The organism is Streptomyces sp. NPDC012466 (assembly GCF_042955215.1).
Classification (GTDB): Bacteria; Actinomycetota; Actinomycetes; order Streptomycetales; family Streptomycetaceae; genus Streptomyces.
The window spans coordinates 529064-554854 of record NZ_JBIBEQ010000002.1; the positions used below are offsets into that span (position 1 = coordinate 529064).

The following is a 25791-nucleotide window of genomic DNA, read 5'->3' on the forward strand; positions in this document are numbered from 1 at the left end:
GTACGCATGTGTACGAGGTCATAGATGTACGAGTCGTACGAGGTTCTTGTCTGCCTAACACGCGAAAGGCGGACCCGCTTCCCGTGAGGGAAGTGAGGTCCGCCTCGCGAAAGCTTCCGATCAGGCGACCGGAACGATGTTCACGACCTTGCGGCCACGGTGGGTGCCGAACTGCACCGCACCCGCCGAGAGCGCGAACAGCGTGTCGTCGCCGCCACGGCCGACGCCGGAGCCGGGGTGGAAGTGGGTGCCACGCTGGCGGACCAGGATCTCACCCGCGTTGACGACCTGACCGCCGAAGCGCTTCACGCCGAGCCGCTGGGCATTGGAGTCGCGACCGTTCCGGGTGGACGATGCGCCCTTCTTGTGTGCCATTTCTCCTCAGTCCCTTACTTCGCAGCCGCGGGGATCTCAGTGACCTTGATCGCCGTGTACTGCTGGCGGTGGCCCTGGCGACGGCGGTAACCGGTCTTGTTCTTGTAGCGCAGAATGTCGATCTTCTGGCCCTTGTGGTGGTCCACGACCTCGGCCTGGACCTTGATGCCGGCCAGCACCCACGGGTCGCTGGTCACGGCGTCGCCGTCGACAACGAGCAGGGTCGAGAGCTCGACCGAGTCGCCAACCTTGGCAGTGGAAATCTTGTCAACCTCAACGATGTCGCCGACAGCAACCTTGTGCTGGCGACCACCGCTGCGCACGATGGCGTACACGCGGAACTCACTCTCTAGCTCGGGAAACGGCACCCCCGCAGGCCAGCCGCCCGCTCAGCGAGCGGCCTCTCCTGGGCGCCCGGCGCCCGGAGGATGAGGTTTACGGGGATGTGACGTGTCAGTCGACACGCCGACGGTCAAGGTTACGGGGCCGCGGCCGAAGGGGTCAAACCGAGCCGGGCCCGCCACCTGTGCGACCGGTCACGCCGGTCGCGCCCCCGGGGCGTGCGCGGGGTTCGCGCACGCCCCGGGGGCATCGAGGCCGGTCAGCCCTCGTCGGTGGAGGCCGAGACGGAGGACCCGGAGGACCCGGACTGCTCCGCCGCCACGGTCTTCTTCGACGTGGCCTTCTTGGCGGCGGTCTTGGTGGCCGCCTTCTTGGCCGTCGTCTTCTTGGCGGCGGTCTTCTTCGCCGCCGTCTTCTTGGTGGTGGCGGCCTTCTTCGCCGTTGCCTTCTTGGCCGTCTTGCGGGCCGTCTTCTTGGCGGGGGCCGACTCCTCGGCGGCCTCCTCCGTGACGGCACCGTCCGGCGCGGCCTGCGGGGCCTCGGAAGCGACCTCCTCGGACGCGGCCTCCGACGGGGCCGACGGGACCACCACGACGGCCGTCTCCTCGGAGGCGGTGGACACCGTGGGCTTGCGCACGGCACGACGCCGCGGGCGGGCCGGGGCGGCGCTCTCGGCGGGCGCCTCGGCCGCCGGCTCGGGCTGTCCGGCCGGCTCGGGCACCTCGGCGGCCTCGGGCGCCGCGGGCGCGGTCTCGGCGACCGTCACCACGGCCGCCTCGGCCCCCGCCGGAGAACCGGCCGGAGCGGACACCTTGCGGGTGGCCCGCCGCCGGGTACGGCCCTTGGGCGCGGCATCCTCGGCCGGAGCGGCCGGAGCGGCCTGCGCCGCCTCGACCACCGGGTCCTCGACGGCCATCGGCTCGGCCTGCGCCTCGGCGGCCGGCTCCGGCTGCACCGGACGGGCGACCTCCTGCGCGGCGGTCACGTCCTGAGCCGTCGGCACCTCGGCCTCGGCCTGCTCGGCCCTGCCCCTGCCGCGCCGGGCCTTGTCCCTGCCCTGCTCGGCCTTCGGCTCCGCCGCCTCACCGCGCGGGGAACCCGCCGGAGCCGACGCCCGCCGGCTCGCCCGGCGTCGCGTCCGCCCGCGGCCGGCCGCGGCCTCCGCCTCGGCGGCGCTGCTGTACAGCTCCTCGTCGGGCTCGAAGACCGGTTCGGGCAGCGCCATCGGCTCGGCGACCTCGGCTCCGATCTCGGCCTCGGTCTCGGCCTCCTCCTCGGCGGTCTCGACGGCGGCCTCGTGGACGTGCGGCTGCTCGGCGGCACCGGCACGCGCGCGCTTCTTGCGCTTGCCGCCGCCACCGGGGGCCGTCGGCTGCTCCATGTGCACGATGACACCGCGGCCGTTGCAGTGGACGCAGGTCTCGGAGAAGGACTCCAGCAGGCCCTGTCCGACCCGCTTGCGGGTCATCTGCACGAGCCCCAGCGAGGTCACCTCGGCGACCTGGTGCTTCGTACGGTCCCGGCCCAGGCACTCCAGCAGACGCCGCAGCACCAGGTCCCGGTTGGACTCCAGCACCATGTCGATGAAGTCGATGACGATGATGCCGCCGAGGTCGCGCAGCCGCAGCTGGCGCACGATCTCCTCGGCCGCCTCCAGGTTGTTCCTGGTGACGGTCTCCTCGAGGTTGCCGCCCTGACCGGTGAACTTTCCGGTGTTGACGTCGACGACGACCATCGCCTCGGTCCGGTCGATCACCAGGGAGCCGCCGCTGGGCAGCCAGACCTTGCGGTCGAGGGCCTTGGCGAGCTGCTCGTCGATCCGGTACGTGGCGAAGACGTCGACCTCGGAGGTCCACTTCGACAGCCGCTCGGCGAGGTCCGGCGCGACGTGCGAGACGTAGCCGTGGATGGTCGACCACGCCTCGTCACCGCTGACGACGACCTTGGAGAAGTCCTCGTTGAAGATGTCGCGCACGACCCGGACGGTCATGTCCGGCTCGCCGTACAGCAGCGTCGGAGCGTTGCCGTTCTTGGCCTTCTTCTGGATCTCCTCCCACTGCTGCTGCAGCCGCTCGACGTCCCGGCGCAGCTCGTCCTCGCTCGCGCCCTCGGCGGCGGTGCGCACGATGACGCCCGCGTCCTCGGGGACGATCTTCTTGAGGATGGTCTTCAGCCGGGCCCGCTCGGTGTCGGGCAGCTTGCGGCTGATGCCGGTCATGGAGCCCTCGGGCACGTACACGAGGTAGCGGCCCGGGAGGGAGACCTGGCTGGTCAGGCGGGCGCCCTTGTGCCCGATCGGGTCCTTCGTCACCTGGACGAGCACCGACTGGCCGGACTTGAGCGCGGACTCGATGCGCCGCGGCCCGTGGGCCATGCCCAGCGCCTCGAAGTTGACCTCACCGGCGTACAGCACGGCGTTGCGGCCCTTGCCGATGTCGATGAAGGCGGCCTCCATCGACGGCAGCACGTTCTGCACCTTGCCGAGGTAGACGTTGCCGACGTACGAGGTCGACTGCTCCTTGTTGACGTAGTGCTCGACGAGCACGTCGTCCTCGAGGACGCCGATCTGCGTGCGGTCGCCGTGCTGGCGCACGACCATCACGCGCTCGACGGCCTCGCGGCGGGCCAGGAATTCGGCCTCGGTGATGATCGGCACACGCCGGCGGCCCTGCTCGCGGCCTTCGCGGCGGCGCTGCTTCTTGGCCTCCAGACGGGTCGAGCCCTTGATGGACTGCACCTCGTCGGACGGCTCGGCCTTGGGACGGGGCTCGCGGACCTTGACGACCGTGCGCTCCGGGTCGTCGTCGGACGGCTCGGGGTCGGCGCCGGAGTCCCCGGCACGGCGACGGCGGCGACGGCGACGGCGGCTGCTGCTGGAGCCGCCCCCGCCGGACTCGTCACGGTCGGTGGCGTCCTCGGAGTCCTCGTCGTCCTCCTCGGCGCCGTCCTCGGTGTCCTGGTCCTGTGCGGCGCTCTGCTCGGACTCGGCGTCCTCGCCGTCGGACTCGGCCGACTCGCCACGCCGGCGGCGGCGACCGCCCCGGCGACGGCGGCGGCGCGAGCCGGTGCCCTCGGACTCGTCCTCCTGGTCGTCGCCGTCGGCCTGGTCCTCGGCGGACTCGTCGGCGTCCTCCGGCTCGTCGGCGGCGGTGTCGACGGCGGTGGTCTCGGGGGCCGGGGCCTCGGACTCGTCGCCGGCACCCCGGCGCCGGCGACGGCGACGCGAACCACCGGTCGGCTCCTCGCGCTGGGCCTCGGCCGGCGCGGACTCCTCGATCTCCTCGATCTCCTCGGGCTCCCTCGCCCCCGCCGCCTCGGCGGCGGCCGCGGCGGCGGCCCGCTCCGGCGTCTGGAACTGGGGCTCGGTGAAGACGGGCGCCTGGAACAGCGCGACGGCGGGCCGCCTCGGACGCGACGACGGCTCACTGTCGCTGTCGCTTTCGGCCGCACTCGCGGTCGCCCGGTCGGCGGCCTTGGAGGCCCTCGCGCCCTTGGCGGGCTGGGCGGGCTCGGCGAAGCCACTGGCGGCCCGGCGCACGACTCGGCGACGGCGACGCGGACCGGCCTCTTCGGCCGACTCGTCGGCCTCGTCGGCGGGAGCGGTCTCGGCGGGGGTCTCGGAGGCGATGGTCTCGGAGGCGGTGGCCTCGGACGCGCGGGCGGGCTCGGCGACGGGACGCTCGGTCACGGGTGCCTTCGCCTCCTCGGCGTTGCCCTCCACCGTGTCCGCGGCGGAAGGCGCCCCGGCGGGCGCGGACGCCCGTCGTGAGGCACGCCGGCGAGTCCGACGCGGAGCAGCCTCTTCAACGGCCTCGGCGCTCTCGGCTGCGACGGCCTCGGCACCCTCGGCGGCGCTGTCGGTCACGACCGCCGGTTCCGGGGCTCGGGTCTCGGCCGGTGCCGCGACCGTCTCGGCCGCGGTGGCGGCGGGCGAGGTGACGGTGCGCGTGGCACGGCGCCGGGTGCGCTTGGGGGCGGCGGCCTCGGTCACCTCGGCGGGCGCGGCGGCCTGGGCCGGCTCGGTCGCCCCGGAGTCGGTGGGAGTGCCGGCGGTCACCGGGACCACGGTCTCGGCGGCCTCCGCGGCCGCCGGAGCGCCGACCGGCGCGGAAGCGCGGCGCACGGCGCGACGCCGCTTGCGCCCGGCGGGCGCGGCGTCCTCATCGCTCTCCACGGCCTCGGGCGACTGTGCGGCGGCCTCGGGCGTCTCGGCGACGGTTTCCTCGACCTCGTCGGCCTCCACGGCCTCAGCCGCGAGTTCCTCGGCATCAGCGGCCGGTATGGCCGGCGCGACGGTCTCCGCCGGCGCGTCGGAGGACCCGCCGGCGGGCGGACCCGCCGGGCGGGACGCGGCACGGCGCCGTCGGCGCGGCGGCAGCGTGTCGCTCGGAGTGTTCTGTTCGGAACCCTCTGTGGGTTCGGTCGGTTCGAGCATGCGGGTTTATCTCCCGTCAGGCTCCCGGGCGCCGCGCCTGGCCCGGCGATGCCGGTGACGTCCGCGGCGCGCGCAGTGCGCGTTCGCCGCCGTCCGGGGCGCGGGCGCCGCACGGGAGCTCTCTGTGTCCTGTCTCGCCGGTTCCGTACGCCGAATGCGCACGGCCTGGCGAAAGTCTTCTGGTCGGTGCGCTGCCCGACCCAGGTGGCTCCCGAGTCCGAGGGCGGCGCTACGACGTCCGTCCCTTCGCGGGACCTTCCTTACGCCGGCGCCGTCGCGGCGGCAGTCGGTTCGGCCGTTGTGAGGGCCTCGACTGCCTCGCGGTCGGGCGCGAGCGGGTCGGTCACCGTGCCGGTCTCTTCATCGAACAGCCCCTGCGCCAGCCTGGTCACCGCTGCGGGGACCGGCGGCGCCAGGTCGGCCACGGCGCGAAGACCGGACAGGACGTCGTCGGGTCGTACGGCAGGCGTCACGTGCCGAACAACCAGCCGCAGTATCGCACAGGGCTGGTCGGTCGGCCTATCAGCCTGCGAACTGTGCGTTTCCTCGAGACCGCGAACCTCCAGGCTCGCGACGGCGGAGCGGGCGTCGAACGTGCGCACGCCGTTCTTGGCGAGGCGCTGGACCTCGACGGTCTCGGCCGCGTTGAAGGCGTCCGCCGCCCGGCGGGCCTCCTCCTGCGGCACTCCGTCCAGCCGGAGCTCCCAGACGGAAGCCGTCAGCCGGTCGGCGAGTCCCGAGGTGCGGGCCTCGACCGCCTCGATGATGTCGAGCCCGGTGGGCAGCGACTCGTCGAGAAGGGCCCTGAGCTGCTCCGGGTCGCGCGGCGCGGTGAGCGCGATCTCCAGGTATTCCGCCTCACTGCCCGTACCGGTGGGTGCGGCATTGGCGTACGAGACCTTCGGGTGCGGTGTGAAGCCCGCCGAGTAGGCCATCGGCACCTCGGCACGGCGCAACGCACGCTCGAAGGCGCGCTGGAAGTCACGGTGGCTGGTGAACCGGAGGCGGCCGCGCTTGGTGTAGCGCAGTCGGATGCGCTGCACCGCGGGTGCGGGCGGCGGGCCTTCGGGCTGTCGCTTGCCCAGTGTCGTTCAGTCCTTCGTGAGAGCGGTCGTACTGCTACCAAGAGTACGTGCCTCGCGTCCGGAAGGTTCCCTCCGGTCGACCGGCCGCGGCCGGCGCGGTTCGCCGAAGAGCATTCGCCGGATGTCGGCGCGAGTCTGCCGTATGGACTCCCGCGCGGCCGCCAGCGCCTGCCGGGTGGCCCGCCCCACGCTGCGGGCGGCCTCCGCGGCCGGCCGCAGGACGGTGTCCCGCACGACGTGTCCGACGGGCGTCAGCACGCTGCGGTACACCCAGCGGACCGGTTCGACGAAGATCCACCGGAAGAGGGTGGCGAGGAACCGCCCGACGGCGAGCGAGATGTGCCCGGCGACGCGCCAGGCGTGGCCGAGGGCGTCCCACACCTCCCGCCCGATGACGGCGAGCACCCGTCCGACGGGGGTGAGGATCCAGCGCCAGAGGGCGAGCGCGGGCAGGACGAGCAGGACGCGGGCGATCCAGTAGAGGGCCGTGCCGATCCCGGTGACGATCACGCTCACCAGCCACACGAGCCCCTTGCCGCACCGGACGATCGCGCGGCCGAGGGGTGCGAGCACCCAGGTGTACAGCCACACGGCGGGTACGGCGACGAGGTACTTCGCCAGCCAGGCGACGACCGCCCAGACCCCGATGCCGAGCGCCGCCAGACCGGCGCCGAGCCCCTTCAGGACCCATCTCACCGCGTGCCCGACGGGAGTGAGCAGGTGGGCGTACACCCAGCCGAGCGCGGCCCCCACGCCCCCCGCGATCCAGCCGAGCGCGGCCCCGGCGCCCCGGGCGACCCACGCGATCGCGTGCCCGACGGGGGTCAGCACCTGCCGGTACAGCCACACCAGGGGCACGACGACGAGGACGTTCCCGAGCCATCCGAGGGCCTTGCCCACGGGGACGACGACGTAGCACCACAGTCCGACGAACGGCCAGACGAACACCGCCCGCGCGAGCCACAGCAGCGCCCGGCCGAGTGGCCGGAGCAGCGCGTCGTTCAGGAACCGCCCGGTCACGACGAGCGCGTCCCACAGCATCCGTACCGGGACGACCAGCACGAGCACGATGATCCGTACGGGAATCCGGATCGCGACGGCGAGGCACCCGCCGGACGCCTCCGGCTCCCGCCCGACAGGCGGCTCGGCGGCCCGCCGCTTGTGCAGATCGACCCGCGTGCCGGAACTCTCGCGGGGATGCTTCTCCAGATCCATACCGTCGTAGACGCCTCAGCGCCTCGTCCGGATGCAGCACCGCACAGTCCCGCCCCGTTCTCCCGCAGTTCTTCGGCTCAGCCGCATGATCATACGGCTCACACGCGGCTGACCTGCGCCTGGAGCAGCCGCGGCGACTCCTGGAAGCCGCTGCGGGCGTACGCGGGGACGGCACGCGGACTGGAGTGCACGGTCACGCGCTCCAGCCCGAGCTCGCGGGCTCCGTCCAGCACGGCCCGGATGAGCCGCCCGCCCAGCCCGCCGTCCCGTGCCTCGGGTACGACGTAGACGCACTGCAGGTCTCCGGAGGCGCGCCGCGGCGCCCGGGGCGTGGGCACCCGCTGCACCACCGCGAGCCAGGCCATGCCGATGACCCGCTCGTCCCGGACGAGGACCATGCAGCGGTGCGACCCGGCGTTCTCCCCCGCCCAGGCGACGAAGTGCCGTACGAACTCCTCGCGTTCCCCCGGGTCCGCCGAGCCGTTCTCGGCGAACCACTCCCACCGGAGGGCGGCCACGGTGGCCAGTTCGGCGGGCCGGGCCGGGCGGATGCTGATGTTCTCCATCAGGGCATTGTCGGGTCCGCGGCCCCGTCCGTCTCCCAGCGCAGCAGATCTCCCGGCTGGCACTCCAGCACCTCGCAGAGCGCGGCGAGGGTGGAGAAACGGACCGCCTTGGCGCGGCCGTTCTTGAGGACCGCCAGGTTGGCGGGGGTGATGCCGACGCGTTCCGCCAGTTCACCCACGGACATCTTCCGTTTGGCCAGCATCACGTCGATGTCGACGGCGATCGGCATCAGATGACCTCTTCCAGCTCGGCCTGCATCCGGGCCGCCTCGATGTCGCGTGCGACGGCCTGCGCGAGCAGCATCCGCAGCACGAGCACGATGAGCGCGACGCCCAGCACGGCCACGACCACCCCGCACAGCAGCAGGACCACCCCGGGAGCGACGGCCTCGCCCGGCGCGAGCACGACCGCGAGGGCGAAGATCAGCAGGGCGGCCGCCACGAACGCGCCGATCACGATGTGCACGTAACGGAAGGCGGCGGTGGAGAACACCGTGCCTCGCCGCACCATCGTCACCAGCCGCCACACGCACACCACGACGACCTGGGCGGTCACCACAAAGAGGACCGTGATGACCAGGATCGGGGTCCGCAGATACGCGTATTCGGGCTTGAGCCCGTTCATGTCGACGGCCAGCAGCGGCACCATCACCCCCTGCACGAACAACGACCCGGCGATCAGAACCACGAGCACCCCACGCAACGCCGCCACGGCCAGCTTCCCCATCACCACTCCTTCGATCGAGCCACGATGGAAATCTATCGAGATTCGATAGATCACACAAGCGATGGCCCGCCAGGCGACAAACAAGGTGTGAGGCCGACGCCCGGGGCGTGGACACAGGAGCACCCGCACCAGAACGGCTGGGCAACGCGCGGCGGATGCGACGCGGCCGGCATCCGCCTGCCGCACGGCAAGAACCTGGGGACGCCGACACGGGCATCCCATGATCTGACGGCTCCCCCAGCACACATTCTGAACCGGGGGAACCTGGCCGAGTCGGCCCCCCGGGGGAGCGTCGCCAACCCGACCTGCTCAGCGGGTCCCCCGCGAGACGGGCCTCTCACCTCCTGCGGCGTCCGCGTGTGAGGCGCGACGGGAGCGCAGGGTCCTGCGTTGCTCCGTCATTCGGATGAGCCGCGGGAACGGATCCGGCAATTCCAGGGACCGTCGAACGGAAGTCACTCGTGCGGGTGAATGCATCGATCGCACGTCCCGATATACCGCATCGGTGTTTCATTCTTTCCCGCTCTTCCCACTCATCCCGTGCGTCTCTTGAAAGTCGAGCAGCGTCGGCGAAGAGCCTTTGAGACACAGTGAGCTGCGGTTCCTGATCGACGAGGCCGCGCTCAGGTCGCGCACGGCCGTAGGCGGCACCGTATTGCGGTAGCGCTTCACCTGTACGACGATCTTGCCGCCTCGAAGGGGAGTCGGGTCCGTCGCATCGACGTCCACGCCACCATCGTTCGAACGCTGAGTCGTCACAGCCTGCATTCCCATGGCGCGGAACAGATCAGCGACGAGGGACTCGAACGTCATCCGGCACCGACACGACTGAGCCCCCTCCGGGGCGAAGGGGGCTCAGTAGTCGAGAAGAGGATCAGCGCGGCTCCGAGAGGTTCAGACCCACTCCACTCGAAGGGGGGCATCCCCCGCCCGAACGAGTGCGTCACTCACCTCACTGCTGGTGGCCGCTCGGCGCCGGGGCCGCGTTCTTCACCGTCAGGGGCAGAAGCTTCTTGCCCGTCGGGCCGATCTGGATCTGGGTGTCCATCTGCGGGCACACCCCGCAGTCGAAGCACGGCGTCCAGCGGCAGTCGTCGACCTCGGTCTCGTCGAGGGCGTCCTGCCAGTCCTCCCAGAGCCAGTCCTTGTCCAGGCCGGAGTCGAGGTGGTCCCAGGGCAGGACCTCCTCGTAGGTGCGCTCGCGGGTGGTGTACCAGTCGACGTCGACACCGAACGGCGCGAGGGCCTTGTCGGCGCAGGCCATCCAGCGGTCGTACGAGAAGTGCTCACGCCAGCCGTCGAAGCGGCCACCGTCGTCGTACACCGCGCGGATGACCGCACCGATGCGGCGGTCGCCGCGGGAGAGGAGGCCCTCGACGATGCCCGGCTTGCCGTCGTGGTAGCGGAAGCCGATGGAGCGGCCGTACTTCTTGTCGCCGCGGATCTTGTCCCGCAGCTTCTGCAGACGGGCGTCCGTCTCCTCCGCGGAGAGCTGCGGGGCCCACTGGAAGGGTGTGTGGGGCTTGGGGACGAAGCCGCCGATCGAGACCGTGCAGCGGATGTCGTTCGAGCGGGAGACCTCGCGGCCCTTGGCGATCACCCGGGTCGCCATGTCGGCGATCTGGAGGACGTCGTCGTCGGTCTCCGTCGGCAGACCGCACATGAAGTACAGCTTCACCTGGCGCCAGCCGTTGCCGTACGCGGTGGAGACCGTGCGGATCAGGTCCTCTTCCGAGACCATCTTGTTGATGACCTTGCGGATGCGTTCCGAGCCGCCCTCGGGGGCGAAGGTGAGGCCCGAGCGCCGGCCGTTCCTGGTCAGCTCGTTCGCCAGGTCGATGTTGAAGGCGTCCACGCGGGTGGAGGGCAGCGACAGGCCGATCTTGTCGTCCTCGTAGCGGTCGGCGAGGCCCTTGGCGATGTCGCCGATCTCCGTGTGGTCGGCCGAGGAGAGGGACAGCAGGCCCACCTCCTCGAAGCCCGTGGCCTTCAGGCCCTGCTCGACCATGTCGCCGATGCCGGTGATGGAACGCTCGCGCACCGGGCGCGTGATCATGCCGGCCTGGCAGAAACGGCAACCGCGGGTGCAGCCGCGGAAGATCTCCACCGACATGCGCTCGTGGACCGTCTCGGCCAGCGGGACGAGGGGCTGCTTGGGGTACGGCCACTCGTCGAGGTCCATGACGGTGTGCTTGGAGACCCGCCACGGCACGCCACTGCGCTTGGGCACGACACGGGCGATACGGCCGTCGGGCAGGTACTCGACGTCGTAGAAGCCCGGGACGTACACCCCGCCCGTCTTCGCCAGGCGGAACAGCAGTTCCTCGCGGCCTCCGGGGCGCCCCTCGGCCTTCCAGGCGCGGACGATCGCGGTGATCTCCAGGACCGCCTGCTCACCGTCACCGATCACGGCGCAGTCGATGAAGTCGGCGATGGGCTCGGGGTTGAACGCGGCGTGGCCGCCGGCCAGGACGATCGGGTCGTCCAGGCCGCGGTCCTTGGCCTCCAGGGGGATGCCGGCCAGGTCGAGGGCGGCCAGCATGTTCGTGTAGCCCAGCTCCGTGGAGAAGGACAGGCCGAACACGTCGAAGGCCTTCACGGGCCGGTGGCTGTCCACCGTGAACTGCGGGACGTGGTGCTCCCGCATGAGCTCCTCGAGGTCGGGCCACACGCTGTACGTGCGCTCGGCGAGGACGCCCTGCTGCTCGTTGAGCACCTCGTAGAGGATCATGACGCCCTGGTTGGGCAGACCGACCTCGTAGGCGTCCGGGTACATGAGCGCCCAGCGGACGTCACAGGAGTCCCAGTCCTTGACCGTGGAGTTGAGTTCTCCGCCGACGTACTGGATCGGCTTCTGCACATGCGGGAGCAGAGCTTCGAGCTGCGGGAAAACCGACGCAGCGACTTCGGCAGGCATGTCGCGCACCTTCGTGAGCTGGACTGAACTGACAGGGGTGACCATCCAGACTAACGCGCTCGCGCCGGGCCTCCGTACGCCCGAAGGTCAGAGGTCCGCTGCACCGTCCTTGATCCCGTCCCAGAACCCGGGCAGTTCGGCCTCCGCGCGTGCCGCCCGCTGCTCCTCGCGTTCATGGAGCAGGCCGTAGGTGAAGGCGCTCTCCCCCGCGGCGTGGGCGACCGCCGACAGCTCGCGGAGGGTCCGGCGGGCCATCACGCTGTCCTGGTGGTCGCCGAGCAGGTTCTGCAGCGACTTCATGGACGTGACCATGGTCTTGGCCGGCTTGCCGAGGACGGGTTCGGCCGCCTCCGCGGCGTAGCGGGTGCGCTTGGCCTTCTTGCGGGCCTCGTGCAGCGCGACGTCCCGGTCGGTGCCGGGTTCCAGGTCCGTGGCCTGCTCGATCAGCCGGGACACCTTCCGGAAGTCCTTCCGTACGGTCTTGGCGATCGGCTTGCGGGGCTTCTTGCCGGCCGCCTTCAGCAGCGGCGGGTCGGCGATCAGCGCGTCCAGGGTGTCCAGCAGGGCGAGGTAGCGGCGGGAGTCGAGGACGCCGAGGAGGCGGCCGCGGGCCCCTTTGTGCTCGGCGCTGGACCAGGAGCGCAGGCGCTCGGCGACCGGGCCTCGCATCAGGCCTGCGGGCACCTCGTCGACGGCCGCCGTCAGCCGCTCGGTCAGCACCTCGCGGTCGCGGTCCAGGCCCAGCTCGCCGGCGAGCCACTTCAGCTCGTCGGCGACGGGGTCCGTGACGGTCCGGTCGAGGATCTCGCCGAAGGACTTGAAGGTGCTGCGCAGCCGGCGGGTGGCCACGCGCATGCTGTGCACGGAGTCCTCGACGTCCCGGCGGACGGCGGGGTCGAGCTCGACGATCGCGTCGCGCTGGACGCGCACGTAGGCGAGCACATGGTCTCCGGCGGTCACCGGTTTCCCGGGGGCGGACGCGCGCTGCTCGACCGCTGCCGTCTCCTCGAGGGCGCGGGCCAGCTTCGACGACGACGCCGAGGGCCGTACGCCCGCCTTGCGCAGCCGCTTCTCCAGCTTGTCGAGGAGGGCGGGGTCCGTTCCGTCGGCGAGTTCCACCTCGATCTCGGTCCACCGCGCTTCGCCGCCGCGGCCGGTGAGCCGCTCGGCGTGCACGGTGTCCACGCTCATCTCGGCGAGGAGCCGGCCGTCGGCGTCGAGCAGATGGCGAACGTCGCGGTCGGAGCGCAGCCGGACCACCGGAAGCAGCTCGCTGCCGCGGACACGGGAGCGGACCAGCGAGGTGAGTTCGTCGGGGAGGGTGTCGGAGAGGGGGGCGTGGATCTCGTCGCGGACGTCGGGCGCGACCGGGAATTTGAGGTGCCAGCCCGCGTCGGAACCGCCCGTGCGGCGGCGCAGCGTGACGGACGACGCGGCGAGGCGTTCGTCGTCGGTGTCGTAGTAGGTGGCGTCGAGGTGGGCAACTCCCTTGTCGACAACGGCCGCGACTCCGGCGACACCGGTCAGGTCAGGAAACCCGTTCTCGCCGGATTCGTACTTGCGCTCGATCTCGCGTTTCGTCTCCGCCATGAAACAAATCTAGTGGCTGACCGGCCGGGACAGCAGGGGTGAGCGCCCCCCGAGTGGGCCGTCACGTTCAGGTCGTCAGCAGGGCCCGCATCTCCTCGCCGTCCGGGAACGGCGCGTCCTTCGCCGTCCGGGAGACGAGGTACACATGGGCGTCCTCGAACTGGTGGTACGACAGCGGCTCCGGGCCCTGCCCGACGATCAGCACGTTGCGCTCCAGGCGCCAGCTGACGTACCGGGTGTGGTACCTGGGCTGCCGGATGTCATGGTCCGGCAGGCCCAGCCGCTCGGTGAAGAGCTGCACAACGGTGCCGAAGTGGGCGTCGAACTCCGGCCGCCAGGCGCCCTCCTCGCTGGTCCAGCCGGGCAGGGTGCCCCAGCAGTCCTCGTCGAGCAGGCCGCCGTCGACCGAGTAGAGGTAGGCGAACGGCAGGTGGAGCGAGCCGTCGCCGTCACAGGTGAGGAAGTGGCCCTGCGGGGTGACGTGGGTGGCGTCGGGGACATCGGGTGTGTCCTCGTACGCCGGTCCCCGCACCGCCTGCGACCAGTCGGGCCAGCCGACCTCACGCATCCGCGCCTCGATGGCGTCGTCGTCGGTCAGGTCCAGCTCCGCCAGCGCGAGGAGATGACTCACCAGTTCCTCGGTCACCAGGCACTGGGCCACATACTCCCCAGACATTCCGCTCCCCCGTTCAGGTTGCTAGGCCGACATCGGACGTTGCGCCCGGATCGACTGCAACAACCCCACCGCTATCCACACGGCGAACATCGACGATCCGCCGTACGACACGAACGGCAGCGGCAGGCCGGTGACCGGCATGATGCCGAGCGTCATGCCGACGTTCTCGAACGTCTGGAAGGCGAACCAGGCGACGATGCCCGCGGCCACGATCGTGCCGTACAGGTCGGTGGTCTCGCGGGCGATGCGGCAGGCCCGCCACAGGACGATGCCGAGGAGCACGATGATCAGGCCGCCGCCGAGGAAGCCGAGCTCCTCCCCCGCCACGGTGAAGACGAAGTCCGTCTGCTGCTCGGGCACGAACTGGCCGGTGGTCTGCGAGCCGTGGAAGAGGCCGGAGCCGGTCAGGCCGCCCGATCCGATGGCGATACGGGCCTGGTTGGTGTTGTAGCCGACGCCGGCCGGGTCGAGCTCGGGGTTGGCGAAGGCGGCGAAGCGGGCGATCTGGTAGTCGTCCAGCACGCCGAGCTGCCAGACGGTGACCGCGCCGAGCGTGCCCGCGCCGAGCAGGCCGAACACCCAGCGGTTGGACGCCCCGGAGGCCAGCAGCACGCCGAGCACGATGATGACCATCACCATGACCGACCCGAGGTCGGGCATCAGCATCACGATCAGCATCGGCACGGCGGCCAGACCCAGCGCTTGTACGACCGTGCGGTGGTCGGGGTACTGCTTGTCACCCGCGTCGACCCGGGCCGCCAACAGCATGGCCATGCCGAGGATGATCGTGACCTTCACGAACTCCGAGGGCTGGAGCGAGAAGCCGCCGGGCAGCTGGATCCAGGAGTGGGCGCCGTTGATCGTGGAGCCGAGCGGGGTCAGCACCAGCAGGATCAGCAGCACCGAGAAGCCGTACAGCACCGGCACGGCGGTGCGCAGGCCGCGGTGGCCGAGCCAGATCGTGGCGGCCATCAGGGCGAGGCCGATGCCGGTGTTCAGCAGGTGCCGGACGAGGAAGAAGTACTGGTCGCCCTGGTTGAGCTCCGTGCGGTTGCGGGTCGCCGAGTAGACGAGGAGCGTGCCGAGCAGCGACAGGGCCGTCGCCGACAGCAGGATGGGCCAGTCGAGCCGCCGCGCCACCGAGTCCCGGGCCAGCAGTCGCGTCCAGCCGGAGCGCTCGGGCCCGTAGCCGGAGACCTGGAAGCTGTTCACACCGCCGGTCATGCTGGCAACCTCCGGCTTCCCCGGCGGCGCCGCCGCCTTCGGGTGTCACGGTTCTCCGGCGTCGGCGGGGCCGCCGTCGCCGGCTGGAGCGGGTCGGCCGGGGCGTTGGGGTCCTTCTTCTTCGCCTGCTGGTCCTTGGCCGGGTCCTTGGAGACCTTCGGGGAGGCGATGGTGCCGTCCGTCTTGACCTTCGGCAGGGCCTTCTGCGGGGTCGGCAGCAGTGCCTTCTTGGGGTCGATGTCGCCGTCCTCGGAGACGCCGTACAGCGCGTTGTAGATGTTGCGGACGGCGGGGCCCGAGGCGCCGGAACCCGTACCACCCTGGGAGATCGTCATGACGATCGAGTAATCCTTGGTGTACGTGGCGAACCAGGAGGTCGTCTGCTTGCCGTAGACCTCCGCCGTACCCGTCTTGGCGTGCATCGGGATCTTGTCCTGCGGCCAGCCGCCGAACCTCCAGGCGGCCGTACCGCGGGTGGCGACTCCCGCGAGGGCTTCGTCTATCTCGTCGCGCGTCTTCTGCGTCATCGGCAGCTTGCCGTGCGACTCGGGCTTGATCGGCGTGACGGTCCTGCCGTCGGCGCTGATGACGGCCTTGCCGACGGAGGGGTTGTAGAGGGTGCCGCCGTTGGAGATGGCCGAGTAGATGGTGGCCATCTGGATGGGCGTCACGAGGGTGTCGCCCTGGCCGATGGAGTAGTTGACGGAGTCACCGGCGCGCATGCGGTTGCCTTCGAGGCAGTTCTCGTAGGCGATCTTCTCGGCGTAGCTGCCGTTGCGCTTGCCGGTGCGGCACCAGGCGTTCTTGTTGGCCTTCCAGTAGTTCAGCTTCCACTGGCGGTCGGGGACGCGGCCGGTGACCTCGTTGGGCAGGTCGATGCCGGTCTCCTTGCCGAGGCCGAACTGGTGGGCGGTCTTGTAGAACCAGTCGTTGGCGTTCTTCTTCGGCTTGGTGCCGCCGTCCTTCTTCCACTCCTCGTGGGAGAGCCGGTAGAAGACGGTGTCGCAGGAGACCTCCAGGGCGCGGCCGAGGCTGATCGGGCCGTACCCCTTGGACTCGAAGTTCTTGAAGACCTGGCCGCCGATCGAGTACGAGCTGGAGCACTGGTAGGGGCCGTTGAAGGAGTAGCCCGCGTTGACCGCGGCGGCCGTCGGGATGACCTTGAAGATCGAGCCGGGCGCCGACTGGCCCTGGATGGCGCGGTTGAGGAGCGGGTAGTTGGAGCTCTTGCCGGTGAGGCGTGCGTAGTCCTTGGCGGAGATGCCGCCCACCCAGGCGTTCGGGTCGTACGTCGGGTTGGACGCCATGGCGACGACGCGGCCCGTCTTGGCCTCCATGACGACGACGGCTCCGGAGTCCGCCTTGTAGTTCGTGCCGGTGTTGCGGTCGTGCTGGCGGCGGGCCTCCTTCATGGCCTCGTTCAGCTGGTACTCGGCGATCCGCTGGACCCGGGAGTCGATGCTGGTGACGAGGTTGTCGCCGGGGTGGGCCGGGTCGGCCTCGGCCTGGCCGATGACCCGGCCGAGGTTGTCGACCTCGTAGCGGGTGACGCCGGCCTTGCCGCGCAGCGCCTTGTCGTACTGGCGCTCCAGGCCGGAGCGGCCGACCTGGTCGGAGCGCAGATACGGCGAGTTGGTGTTCTGCGCCTTCTTGATCTCCTCGTCGGTGACCGGCGAGAGGTAGCCGAGGACCTGGGCGGTGTTGGCCTTGCCCGGGCTCGGGTAGCGGCGCACGGCTTCCGGCTCGGCGGTGATGCCGGGGAAGTCCTCGGCGCGCTCGCGGATCTGCAGGGCCTGCTTGGCGGTGGCCTCGTCGGTGATGGGGATGGGCTGGTACGGCGAGCCGTTCCAGCAGGGCTGCGGCGTCTTGGCGTCGCACAGCCGGACCTTCTCCTGGACCTCCTTGGGCGTCATGCCCAGGACCTTGGCCAGCTTGGTGAGGACTTCCTTGCCGTCGTCCTTCATCTTCAGCAGGTCGGTGCGGGAGGCGGAGACCACCAGCCGCGTCTCGTTGTCCGCCAGGGCCACGCCGCGTGCGTCCAGGATGGAGCCGCGCACGGCCGGCTGGACGACCTGCTGGACGTGGTTCCCCGAGGCTTCCTTGGCGTAGGCCGCGCCCTCACGGATCTGGAGGTACCACAGGCGGCCGCCGAGGGTGAGCAGGAGGGAAAGGACGAGGACCTGGATGACGACGAGCCGGATCTGGACCCGTGGATTCCGGCCGGTCTCGGGAATGTTGGTCACTGCGGCTGCCTCCCCCTCTCGGTGCGCGTACGGATGTGCGGGTGCGACGGTGCGTCGGGGCACGGATGTGCGGATACGAGTGAAGAACGACGGGCCCACGCACCGGCGTTCCTACGGGAGCGCCCCGTTCGGGTGAACTTCCCTGCGGTCACAGCCGCTTGACCCCCTTGATGCGCCCGGCGCGCGCCATCCGCGCCCGGGCCGCCCTCACGCGCAGCCCGTTGCGCTGGCTGCCGATCTTCAGTCCGGTGCCGCCGGCGAGCCAGCCGGAGGAGATGTCCGTGGCCTTGGCGGCGGAGCCGGTCTCGGCGAGCGGATCGTTCTCCGCGCGCCGGGCCAGGGCCATGATCCCCGGCACGACGAACGGGGCGAGCAGCAGGTCGTACAGGGCGGCCGTGAACAGCAGGCTGCCGAGGCCCACGTGGCGGGCGGCGGTGTCACCGACCAGGGCGCCGACCCCGGCGTACAGCAGGGTGGAGCCGACCGCGGCGGCGACCACCACGACCATGGGGCCGGTCGCCGACTTCAGCTGACCCGTCTCGGGCTTCACGAGGCCCGCGAGGTATCCGATGACGCACAGCACGAGGGCGTAGCGTCCGGCGGCGTGGTCGGCGGGCGGGGCCAGGTCGGCGAGCAGACCCGCCCCGAATCCGACCAGGGCGCCGCCCACATGCCCGTACACCAGCGCGAGGCCGAGCACGGTGAGCAGCAGCAGGTCGGGCACGGCGCCGGGCAGGTGGAGGCGGGCGAGGACGCTCACCTGGATCACCAGGGCGACGACGACCAGGGTGGAGGAGAGCAGGATCCGGTTGACGCGCATGGGGTGACAGCTCCTACTGCTCTTGCTGGTTCTGGCCGTCCACGGGCGCCTCGGCCGACGGCGTCACGGTCACCGTCACCGTCGGCCGGGGGGTCGGCTTGGGCTTGGGCGGGAGGACCGTGTCACGCGGGTCCTTCTTCGGGGCCTCGACGACGACACCGACGATGTCGAGCTGGGTGAAACCGACGTACGGCGTGACGTAGAGCGTGCGGGTCAGGCCGCCACCGGAGGGGTCGACGCGGGAGACCACGCCGACGGGCACGCCGGGCACGAACGGCCGGTCGGCCTGCGAGCCGAAGGTGACCAGGCGGTCGCCCTTCTTCACCTCGGCCTTGCCGTTGAGGAGTTCGACGCGCAGCGGGCGGTCCCCCTGCCCGGAGGCGAAGCCGAGCTCGTCTCCGGACTCCATGCGGGTGCCGACCGTGAAGTCGGGGTCGCTGGCCAGCAGGACCGTGGCCGTGTTGGGGCCGACGGTGGTGACCCGGCCGACGAGTCCCTCCCCGTTCAGGACGGTCATGTCGCGCTTGATGCCGTCCTTGGCGCCGACGTCGATGGTGATGGTCCAGGAGAAGCCCTGCGCGGCTCCGATGGCGATGACCTCGGCGCCCTTGATGCCGTACTGGCCCTGGCCGGCGATCTTCAGCATCTTGTCGAGCTGCTTGAGGCGGCTGCGGCTGCGGTCGTCGCTGCCGAGCCGCGCCTTCAGGGCCGCGTTCTCCTCTTCCAGCGCGGCGAGCCGGTCGTGCCGTTCACCGGAGTCGCGGATGGCGGAGACCGCGTTGCCGACCGGGTCGACCGCGGCCGAGACGCCGCTCTCGATCGGGCCGAAGACCGTCGCCGCGCCCTGCCGGGCACCGTCGACGGGTGAGTCCTCCCCACCGCGGATGTCCACCGTGATCAACGCGAACGCGACGGCGATCAGCAGCACCAGGAGCAGCCGGCTCTCTCGTGTGTCCCTCACGTGCGGCGGCCGTGCCCTTCCTCATAGGAATTCGGGAAGCCCCAGGGAAACCCGAGGGGCTGCTTTGTGGGAGCTTATGCAGATGTATCAACGACCCGCCGTACGAGAGGAGATCGTCCCGTACGGCGGAATCGAAGAGTTATGTCATCTGCGCGGCTGGGCGTCCAGCACCTGCTGGAGCGCCTCGAACTCCTCGACGCACTTTCCGGATCCGAGCGCCACGCTGTCCAGCGGGTCCTCGGCGATGTGGATCGGCATGCCGGTCTCCCGGCGCAGCCGCTCGTCGAGGCCCCGCAGCAGCGCTCCGCCACCGGTCAGAACGATTCCTCGGTCCATGATGTCGCCGGACAGCTCCGGCGGACACTTGTCGAGGGTCGTCTTGACGGCGTCGACGATCGCGTTGACCGGCTCCTCGATGGCCTTGCGGACTTCGGCGGCGGAGATGACGACGGTCTTCGGCAGCCCGGACACCAGGTCCCGCCCGCGGATTTCGGTGTGCTCGTCGGTGTCGAGGTCGTACGCCGAACCGATCGTGATCTTGATCTGCTCGGCCGTGCGCTCACCCAGCAGGAGGGAGTACTCCTTCTTGATGTGCTGGATGATCGCGTTGTCCAGTTCGTCGCCCGCGACACGGATGGACTGGGCGGTGACGATGCCGCCGAGGGAGATGACCGCGACCTCCGTGGTGCCGCCGCCGATGTCGACCACCATGTTGCCCGTGGCCTCGTGGACCGGCAGGCCGGAGCCGATGGCCGCGGCCATGGGCTCCTCGATGATGTGCACCTGGCGGGCGCCGGCCTGGGACGACGCCTCGATGACGGCGCGGCGCTCGACGCCCGTGATGCCCGAGGGCACACAGACGACGACCCGCGGACGAGCCAGATACCGCCGCTTGTGGATCTTCAGAATGAAGTAGCGGAGCATCCGCTCGGTGATCTCGAAATCGGCGATCACGCCGTCCTTCAGCGGACGAACGGCAACGATGTTGCCGGGCGTGCGCCCGATCATCTTCTTCGCTTCGGCGCCGACCGCGAGGATGCCACCGGTGTTGGTGTTGATCGCGACGACGGACGGCTCGTTGAGTACGATCCCGCGACCCCTGACGTACACCAGCGTGTTGGCGGTCCCGAGGTCGACAGCCATGTCACGGCCGATGAACGACATTGAGTTCCCCATCAGGATTCGTCTGGCCTTCCCACTAGCTTTTGAGGGCTTTTCAGGTAGGCAAAGGTGGGTGCTGTGACGTGAAGGCTTCCATCGTAGACGCGCCTTCGCGAACACTGCGGGAGGGTCTCCGCCATTGTCAGCAGATGCCGACCGCATTCGCTTCTGGAGACGGGCGTTCGGGGCCCATCGTTCCCTCGATCGCCACGCATATGCCGCATAGTCCGGGGGCCTTCGCCCCCGGACCTGACGTATGTGCTGGTGAGGTGCGGACGCTACGCCCGGCCGGGGAAGAAAATCTTCACCTCGCGCTCGGCGGACTCCTCGGAGTCGGAGGCGTGGATCAGGTTCTCCCGGACGATCACCCCGTAGTCACCGCGGATGGAGCCGGGCGCCGCGGCGATCGGGTCGGTCGGGCCGGCCAGCTGGCGCACCCCCTCGATGACCCGCTCACCCTCGACGATCAGCGCCACGACCGGGCCGGAGGCCATGAACTCCACCAGCGGCTCGTAGAAGGGCTTGCCCTTGTGCTCGCCGTAGTGCTGCTCCAGCGTGTCCTGGTCCAGGGTGCGCAGCTCCAGCGCGGTGATCCGCCAGCCCGCCTTGCGCTCGATGCGGCTGATGATCTCGCCTGTCAGGCCTCGACGGACGGCGTCGGGCTTGAGGAGGACGAGGGTGCGCTGGCTCACGACGGGCTCCTTATGGGTGAAGGTCTTGCGGTGGGACGAGATTACCCGGCGTGTCGGGGCGCCTGTTACGCAGCGTCAGGTGTGGAGGAGCTCGCCTGCGCCGCGAATCTCGCCTTCGCCTCGTCCACCTTCCGCCCGTAGTGCACGGACGCCCACCACAGCGCCGCGAAGATCGCGCCCAGGAAGTACATGGTCGGCACGATGAACCCGGACGCGATGAGCGCGATCTGCAGCGCCCAGCCGAGGGCGACCCCGCCCGGGCGCGTCACCAGGCCGCACAGCACCAGGCACAGGAACATCGCGATGCCGCTGACCGTCCACACGGTCGTCATGGACAGGTCGGGATCCTTCATGGCGACCAGACCGGCGAACCCGATGACGAAGAACTCGCCGATCAGGGTCGAAGAACAGAGCGTACGCACGGGACTCAGCCTCTCCCCAGGAGCAGTCGGGCCTCGCCGACGGTGATGACGGAACCGGTGACGAGCACACCGCCGCCCGCGAACTCGCCCTCCTCCTCGGCCAGGGTGATCGCGGCCTCCAGCGCGTCGGGCAGCCGCGGCTCGACCTGGACGCGCTCCTCGCCGAACACCTCAACGGCGATACCGGCGAGCTCGTCGGCGTCCATCGCGCGGTGGCTGGAGTTCTGCGTGACCACGACCTCGGCGAACACCGGCTCGAAGGCCTCCAGCAGCCCCCGCACGTTCTTGTCGCCGCTCGCGCCGACCACGCCGATGAGGCGGCTGAACTGGAAGGCCTCACCGATCGCCTCGGCGGCCGCCCGGGCACCCGCCGGGTTGTGGGCGGCGTCCAGCACGACCGTCGGCGACCGGCGCACGACCTCCAGCCGGCCCGGCGAGGCGACGGCCGCGAACGCCTTGCGGACCGTGTCGAGGTCCAGCGCGTCGGCCCGCTGCGCGCCGACGCCGAAGAACGCCTCGACGGCGGCGAGCGCGACGGCCGCGTTGTGCGCCTGGTGCGCGCCGTGCAGCGGCAGGTACACCTCGGGGTACTCGCCGCCGAGCCCGCGCAGCGTCACCAGCTGCCCGCCGACGGCCACCTGCCGCTCCACGACGCCGAACTCCAGCCCCTCCCGGGCCACCGTCGCGTCCACTTCGACGGCCTTCTTCAGCAGCACCTGGGCGGCGTCGACCGGCTGCTGCGCCATGATGACCGTCGCACCCTGCTTGATGATGCCGGCCTTCTCCGTGGCGATCTCGGCGTGCGTGGAGCCGAGCCGGTCGGTGTGGTCGAGGTCTATGGGCGTGACCACGGCGACGTCCCCGTCGATCACGTTCGTGGCGTCCCAGGAGCCGCCCATGCCGACCTCGACGACGCCGACGTCCACGGGCGCGTCGGCGAACGCCGCGTACGCCATGCCGGTGAGCACCTCGAAGAACGACAGCCGGTACTCCTGCGCGGCGTCGACCATCTCCACGTACGGCTTGATGTCCTGGTACGTCTCGATGAACCGCTCGGGCGCGATGGGGGCCCCGTCGAGGCTGATGCGCTCGGTGATCGACTGCACGTGCGGCGAGGTGTAGCGGCCGGTGCGCAGCTCGAAGGCGCCGAGCAGCGCCTCGATCATGCGGGCCGTGGAGGTCTTGCCGTTCGTGCCCGTGATGTGGATCGACGGGTACGCCCGCTGCGGCTCCCCCAGCACGTCCATCAGCGCGGCGATACGGCTGACGGAGGGCTCCAGTTTGGTCTCGCCCCAGCGGGTGGCGAGCTCTGTCTCCACCTCGCGCAGGGCCTTGTCGACCTCGGGGTCGGCGGGGCGCGCGGGGATGTCGGTGTCGGGCGGGCCGCCCTGGGTGCGCAGGGTTCGGCTGCCGGCTTCGATGACCGCGAGGTCGGGGTCGCGGTCGGTCTCCTCCGCGATGATCTCGTCGAAGGCGCTGAGGGGGTCGGGCTGGTCGTCGGCGTTGTGGTCTGGAGGGAGCTCGCTCACGGGGCCCAGTCTACGGAGGCCGACCGACATTGCCTGCGGTGGCTTGTGCCCCTGGGCGACCGCGGGTCCGTGGGGGTCGCCCGCGCGGTTCCCCGCGCCCCTGAACTGCGTGGAGGCCCCGGCGCTGACCAGCACCGGGGCCTCCACGACCGTACGAACCCGTTACGCCTGCGGCAGCCTCTCCAGCTGTGCCTGGATCCGCGCGATGTCCTCCTCCGCCTTGGCGAGGCGGGTGCGGATCTTGTCCACGACGTGGTCGGGGGCCTTCGCCAGGAACGCCTCGTTGCCGAGCTTGGCGTTCGCCTGCGCCTTCTCCTTCTCCGCCGCGGCGAGGTCCTTGGCCAGGCGCTTGCGCTCCGCCGCCACGTCGATCGTGCCGGAGAGGTCGAGGGCGACCTCGGCACCGGCGACCGGGAGGGTCGCCGTGGCCGTGAAGGCGTCGCCCTCCGGCTGGAGCCGGAGCAGCTGGCGGATGGCCGCCTCGTGGGGCGCGAACCGCGTACCGTCGAGGGTCAGCCGGGCCGGGACCCGCTGGCCGGGCTGGAGGCCCTGGTCGGCGCGGAAGCGGCGGACCTCGGTGATGACCGACTGGAGGCTCTCGATCTCGCGCTCGGCGTCGGCGTCCCGGAAGCCACTGTCCTTGGGCCAGTCGGCGATGACGACCGACTCGCCGCCGGTGAGCGTGGTCCACAGGGTCTCGGTGACGAACGGGACCACCGGGTGCAGCAGCTTCAGCGTGACGTCGAGGACCTCGCCGAGGACCCGCTTGGAGACCTCGGCCGCCTCGCCGCCCGCCTGGAACGTCGTCTTGGACAGCTCGACGTACCAGTCGAAGACCTCGTCCCACGCGAAGTGGAACAGGGCGTCGGAGAGCTTGGCGAACTGGTAGTCCTCGTAGAACGCGTCGACCTCGGCGACGACCGAGTTGAGCCGGGACAGGATCCAGCGGTCGGTCGCCGACATCTTCGAGACGTCCGGCAGCGGACCCTCGATCGTCGCCCCGTTCATCATCGCGAAGCGCGTCGCGTTCCAGATCTTGTTGGCGAAGTTGCGGGAGCCCTGGACCCAGTCCTCGCCGATCGGGACGTCGACGCCCGGGTTGGCGCCGCGGGCGAGGGTGAAGCGCAGGGCGTCGCTGCCGTACTTGTCCATCCAGTCCAGCGGGTTGACCGCGTTGCCGAAGGACTTCGACATCTTCTTGCCGAACTGGTCGCGGACCATGCCGTGCAGGGCGATGGTGTGGAACGGCGGGGTGCCGTCCATCGCGTACAGGCCGAACATCATCATCCGGGCGACCCAGAAGAAGAGGATGTCGTAGCCGGTGACCAGGACCGAGTTCGGGTAGAACTTCGCGAGCGACTCGGTCTGTTCGGGCCAGCCGAGCGTGGAGAACGGCCACAGGCCGGAGGAGAACCAGGTGTCGAGGACGTCGGTGTCCTGACGCCAGCCCTCGGCCTCCGTCCCGGGCGGCTGCTCGTCGGGGCCGACGCAGACGACCTCGCCGTTCGGCCCGTACCAGACCGGAATCCGGTGACCCCACCACAACTGCCGCGAGATGCACCAGTCGTGGAGGTTGTCGACCCAGTCGAAGTAGCGCTTCTCCATCTCCTGCGGATGGATCTTGACCTTGCCGTCGCGGACCGCGTCACCGGCGGCCTTCGCGAGCGGGCCGACCTTGACCCACCACTGCATGGACAGGCGCGGCTCGATGGTCGTCTTGCAGCGCGAGCAGTGGCCGACGGAGTGGACGTACGGCCGCTTCTCCGCGACGATCCGGCCCTCGGCGCGCAGCGCGGCGACGATCGCCGAGCGTGCCTCCAGCCGGTCCAGGCCCTGGAAGGGGCCGTGGGCGGTGATGACCGCGTGCTCGTCCATGATCGTCAGGGCCGGGAGGTCGTGGCGCTGGCCGATCTCGAAGTCGTTCGGGTCGTGCGCCGGGGTCACCTTGACGGCACCGGTGCCGAACTCGGGGTCGACGTGCTCGTCCGCGACGACCGGGATGGAGCGGTCGGTCAGCGGCAGCTTGACCAGCTTGCCGATCAGGTGCTTGTACCGCTCGTCCTCGGGGTGGACGGCGACGGCCGTGTCACCGAGCATCGTCTCGGCGCGGGTGGTGGCGACGACGATGGTGTCGTCCCCGTCGCCGTACTTCATGGAGACGAGCTCGCCGTCGTCGTCCTGGTACTCGACCTCGATGTCCGAGATGGCCGTCAGACAGCGGGGACACCAGTTGATGATGCGCTCGGCGCGGTAGATCAGCTCGTCGTCGTAGAGGCGCTTGAAGATGGTCTGGACGGCCTGGGACAGGCCCTCGTCCATCGTGAAGCGCTCGCGCGACCAGGCGACACCGTCACCCAACCGCCGCATCTGGCCGCTGATCTGCCCGCCGGACTCGCCCTTCCACTGCCAGACCCGCTCGACGAACGCCTCACGGCCCAGGTCGTGGCGGGACTTGCCCTCCTTGGCGAGCTCCCGCTCGACGACGTTCTGCGTGGCGATACCGGCGTGGTCCATGCCCGGCTGCCACAGCGTCTCGTACCCCTGCATGCGCTTGCGGCGGGTCAGGGCGTCGATGAGCGTGTGCTCGAAGGCGTGCCCCAGGTGGAGCGAGCCCGTGACGTTCGGCGGCGGGATGACGATGGTGTACGGCGGCTTCTCGCTCTTCTCGTCCGCCTCGAAGTAACCGCGCTCTACCCAGCGCTCGTACAGCGGCCCCTCTACGTCGGCCGGCGCGTACTGGGTCGGCAGGTCGGTGCTGGGCGCTGGTGGCTGCTGCTGAGCGTTCTCGGTCACGGGGGTCAGTTTAGAGGT

20 protein-coding genes and 1 pseudogene are annotated in these 25791 nt (G+C 70.6%); all 21 read right to left on the bottom strand.

Features of this window, described 5'->3' with window-relative positions:
* Positions 1-120: 120 nt before the first annotated feature.
* Positions 121-375 (bottom strand): 50S ribosomal protein L27, encoded by a 255-nt coding sequence (gene rpmA, locus ACFY9E_RS09900; RefSeq protein ID WP_062926831.1) that lies wholly within the window; start codon positions 373-375, stop codon positions 121-123.
* 14 nt (positions 376-389) lie between these two features.
* Positions 390-710 (bottom strand): 50S ribosomal protein L21, encoded by a 321-nt coding sequence (gene rplU / locus ACFY9E_RS09905; protein WP_031130898.1) that lies wholly within the window; start codon positions 708-710, stop codon positions 390-392.
* 266 nt (positions 711-976) lie between these two features.
* Positions 977-5152: an Rne/Rng family ribonuclease gene (locus ACFY9E_RS09910; protein ID WP_390981164.1), complete on the bottom strand. Its 4176-nt coding sequence runs from the start codon at positions 5150-5152 to the stop codon at positions 977-979.
* Positions 5153-5412: 260 nt separating this feature from the next.
* Positions 5413-6195 (bottom strand): TIGR03936 family radical SAM-associated protein, encoded by a 783-nt coding sequence (locus ACFY9E_RS09915; protein WP_390981166.1) that lies wholly within the window; start codon positions 6193-6195, stop codon positions 5413-5415.
* A 48-nt stretch (positions 6196-6243) separates the two neighbouring features.
* The gene (locus ACFY9E_RS09920) at positions 6244-7452 is read right to left on the bottom strand and encodes a hypothetical protein (RefSeq protein WP_390981168.1); all 1209 of its coding nucleotides are present in this window, start codon (positions 7450-7452) and stop codon (positions 6244-6246) included.
* A 98-nt stretch (positions 7453-7550) separates the two neighbouring features.
* A complete protein-coding gene (locus ACFY9E_RS09925) occupies positions 7551-8018 on the bottom strand; it encodes a GNAT family N-acetyltransferase (RefSeq protein WP_390981170.1) in 468 nt (155 codons plus the stop codon).
* A complete protein-coding gene (locus tag ACFY9E_RS09930; RefSeq protein WP_104780597.1) occupies positions 8018-8248 on the bottom strand; it encodes a helix-turn-helix transcriptional regulator in 231 nt (76 codons plus the stop codon). Before ACFY9E_RS09930 ends, ACFY9E_RS09925 begins: the two co-directional genes overlap by 1 nt.
* On the bottom strand, positions 8248-8745 hold the full coding sequence (locus ACFY9E_RS09935; RefSeq protein ID WP_390981172.1) for a DUF2975 domain-containing protein: 498 nt from the start codon (positions 8743-8745) through the stop codon (positions 8248-8250). The genes ACFY9E_RS09930 and ACFY9E_RS09935 overlap by 1 nt, the downstream gene beginning before the upstream one ends.
* 519 nt (positions 8746-9264) lie before the next feature.
* Positions 9265-9558, bottom strand: a pseudogene (locus ACFY9E_RS09940) (restriction endonuclease); the annotation flags it as partial.
* 139 nt (positions 9559-9697) lie between these two features.
* Entirely contained in the window at positions 9698-11662 is a 1965-nt protein-coding gene (locus tag ACFY9E_RS09945) for a TIGR03960 family B12-binding radical SAM protein (protein WP_390981174.1), read from the bottom strand.
* Positions 11663-11749: 87 nt separating this feature from the next.
* On the bottom strand, positions 11750-13252 hold the full coding sequence (locus tag ACFY9E_RS09950) for a CHAD domain-containing protein (protein WP_390981176.1): 1503 nt from the start codon (positions 13250-13252) through the stop codon (positions 11750-11752).
* A gap of 67 nt (positions 13253-13319) precedes the next feature.
* Positions 13320-13928, bottom strand: coding sequence for a hypothetical protein (locus tag ACFY9E_RS09955; protein WP_390981178.1), 609 nt, complete (start codon positions 13926-13928; stop codon positions 13320-13322).
* Between the two features lie 21 nt (positions 13929-13949).
* On the bottom strand, positions 13950-15152 hold the full coding sequence (rodA, locus tag ACFY9E_RS09960; protein WP_390981180.1) for a rod shape-determining protein RodA: 1203 nt from the start codon (positions 15150-15152) through the stop codon (positions 13950-13952).
* Positions 15149-17395: a penicillin-binding protein 2 gene (mrdA, locus tag ACFY9E_RS09965; RefSeq protein WP_390981182.1), complete on the bottom strand. Its 2247-nt coding sequence runs from the start codon at positions 17393-17395 to the stop codon at positions 15149-15151. Before mrdA ends, rodA begins: the two co-directional genes overlap by 4 nt.
* Before the next feature lie 148 nt (positions 17396-17543).
* Positions 17544-18215, bottom strand: coding sequence for a rod shape-determining protein MreD (mreD, locus tag ACFY9E_RS09970; RefSeq protein WP_390981184.1), 672 nt, complete (start codon positions 18213-18215; stop codon positions 17544-17546).
* A 13-nt stretch (positions 18216-18228) separates the two neighbouring features.
* Positions 18229-19176 (bottom strand): rod shape-determining protein MreC, encoded by a 948-nt coding sequence (gene mreC / locus ACFY9E_RS09975; RefSeq protein WP_390981186.1) that lies wholly within the window; start codon positions 19174-19176, stop codon positions 18229-18231.
* Positions 19177-19320: 144 nt separating this feature from the next.
* Complete coding sequence (locus ACFY9E_RS09980) at positions 19321-20340, bottom strand: rod shape-determining protein (protein ID WP_006133575.1); 1020 nt, start codon at positions 20338-20340, stop codon at positions 19321-19323.
* Between the two features lie 275 nt (positions 20341-20615).
* On the bottom strand, positions 20616-21029 hold the full coding sequence (ndk, locus tag ACFY9E_RS09985) for a nucleoside-diphosphate kinase (RefSeq protein ID WP_390981188.1): 414 nt from the start codon (positions 21027-21029) through the stop codon (positions 20616-20618).
* Positions 21030-21094: 65 nt separating this feature from the next.
* The gene (locus tag ACFY9E_RS09990; protein ID WP_030836239.1) at positions 21095-21451 is read right to left on the bottom strand and encodes a DUF4233 domain-containing protein; all 357 of its coding nucleotides are present in this window, start codon (positions 21449-21451) and stop codon (positions 21095-21097) included.
* Between the two features lie 5 nt (positions 21452-21456).
* A complete protein-coding gene (locus ACFY9E_RS09995; RefSeq protein ID WP_390981190.1) occupies positions 21457-22980 on the bottom strand; it encodes a glutamate ligase domain-containing protein in 1524 nt (507 codons plus the stop codon).
* A gap of 162 nt (positions 22981-23142) precedes the next feature.
* The gene (locus tag ACFY9E_RS10000; RefSeq protein WP_390981192.1) at positions 23143-25773 is read right to left on the bottom strand and encodes a valine--tRNA ligase; all 2631 of its coding nucleotides are present in this window, start codon (positions 25771-25773) and stop codon (positions 23143-23145) included.
* Positions 25774-25791: the final 18 nt, after the last annotated feature.

Bases quoted from the DNA above. Each gene is read 5' to 3' on its own strand.
- rpmA (WP_062926831.1), bottom strand. From the start codon at position 375: ATGGCACACAAGAAGGGCGCATCGTCCACCCGGAACGGTCGCGACTCC.
- ACFY9E_RS09910 (WP_390981164.1), bottom strand. From the start codon at position 5,152: ATGCTCGAACCGACCGAACCCACAGAGGGTTCCGAACAGAACACTCCG.
- ACFY9E_RS09920 (WP_390981168.1), bottom strand. From the start codon at position 7,452: ATGGATCTGGAGAAGCATCCCCGCGAGAGTTCCGGCACGCGGGTCGAT.
- ACFY9E_RS09925 (WP_390981170.1), bottom strand. From the start codon at position 8,018: ATGGAGAACATCAGCATCCGCCCGGCCCGGCCCGCCGAACTGGCCACC.
- ACFY9E_RS09930 (WP_104780597.1), bottom strand. From the start codon at position 8,248: ATGCCGATCGCCGTCGACATCGACGTGATGCTGGCCAAACGGAAGATG.
- ACFY9E_RS09935 (WP_390981172.1), bottom strand. From the start codon at position 8,745: ATGGGGAAGCTGGCCGTGGCGGCGTTGCGTGGGGTGCTCGTGGTTCTG.
- ACFY9E_RS09945 (WP_390981174.1), bottom strand. From the start codon at position 11,662: ATGCCTGCCGAAGTCGCTGCGTCGGTTTTCCCGCAGCTCGAAGCTCTG.
- ACFY9E_RS09950 (WP_390981176.1), bottom strand. From the start codon at position 13,252: ATGGCGGAGACGAAACGCGAGATCGAGCGCAAGTACGAATCCGGCGAG.
- ACFY9E_RS09955 (WP_390981178.1), bottom strand. From the start codon at position 13,928: ATGTCTGGGGAGTATGTGGCCCAGTGCCTGGTGACCGAGGAACTGGTG.
- rodA (WP_390981180.1), bottom strand. From the start codon at position 15,152: ATGACCGGCGGTGTGAACAGCTTCCAGGTCTCCGGCTACGGGCCCGAG.
- mreD (WP_390981184.1), bottom strand. From the start codon at position 18,215: ATGCGCGTCAACCGGATCCTGCTCTCCTCCACCCTGGTCGTCGTCGCC.
- ACFY9E_RS09980 (WP_006133575.1), bottom strand. From the start codon at position 20,340: ATGTCGTTCATCGGCCGTGACATGGCTGTCGACCTCGGGACCGCCAAC.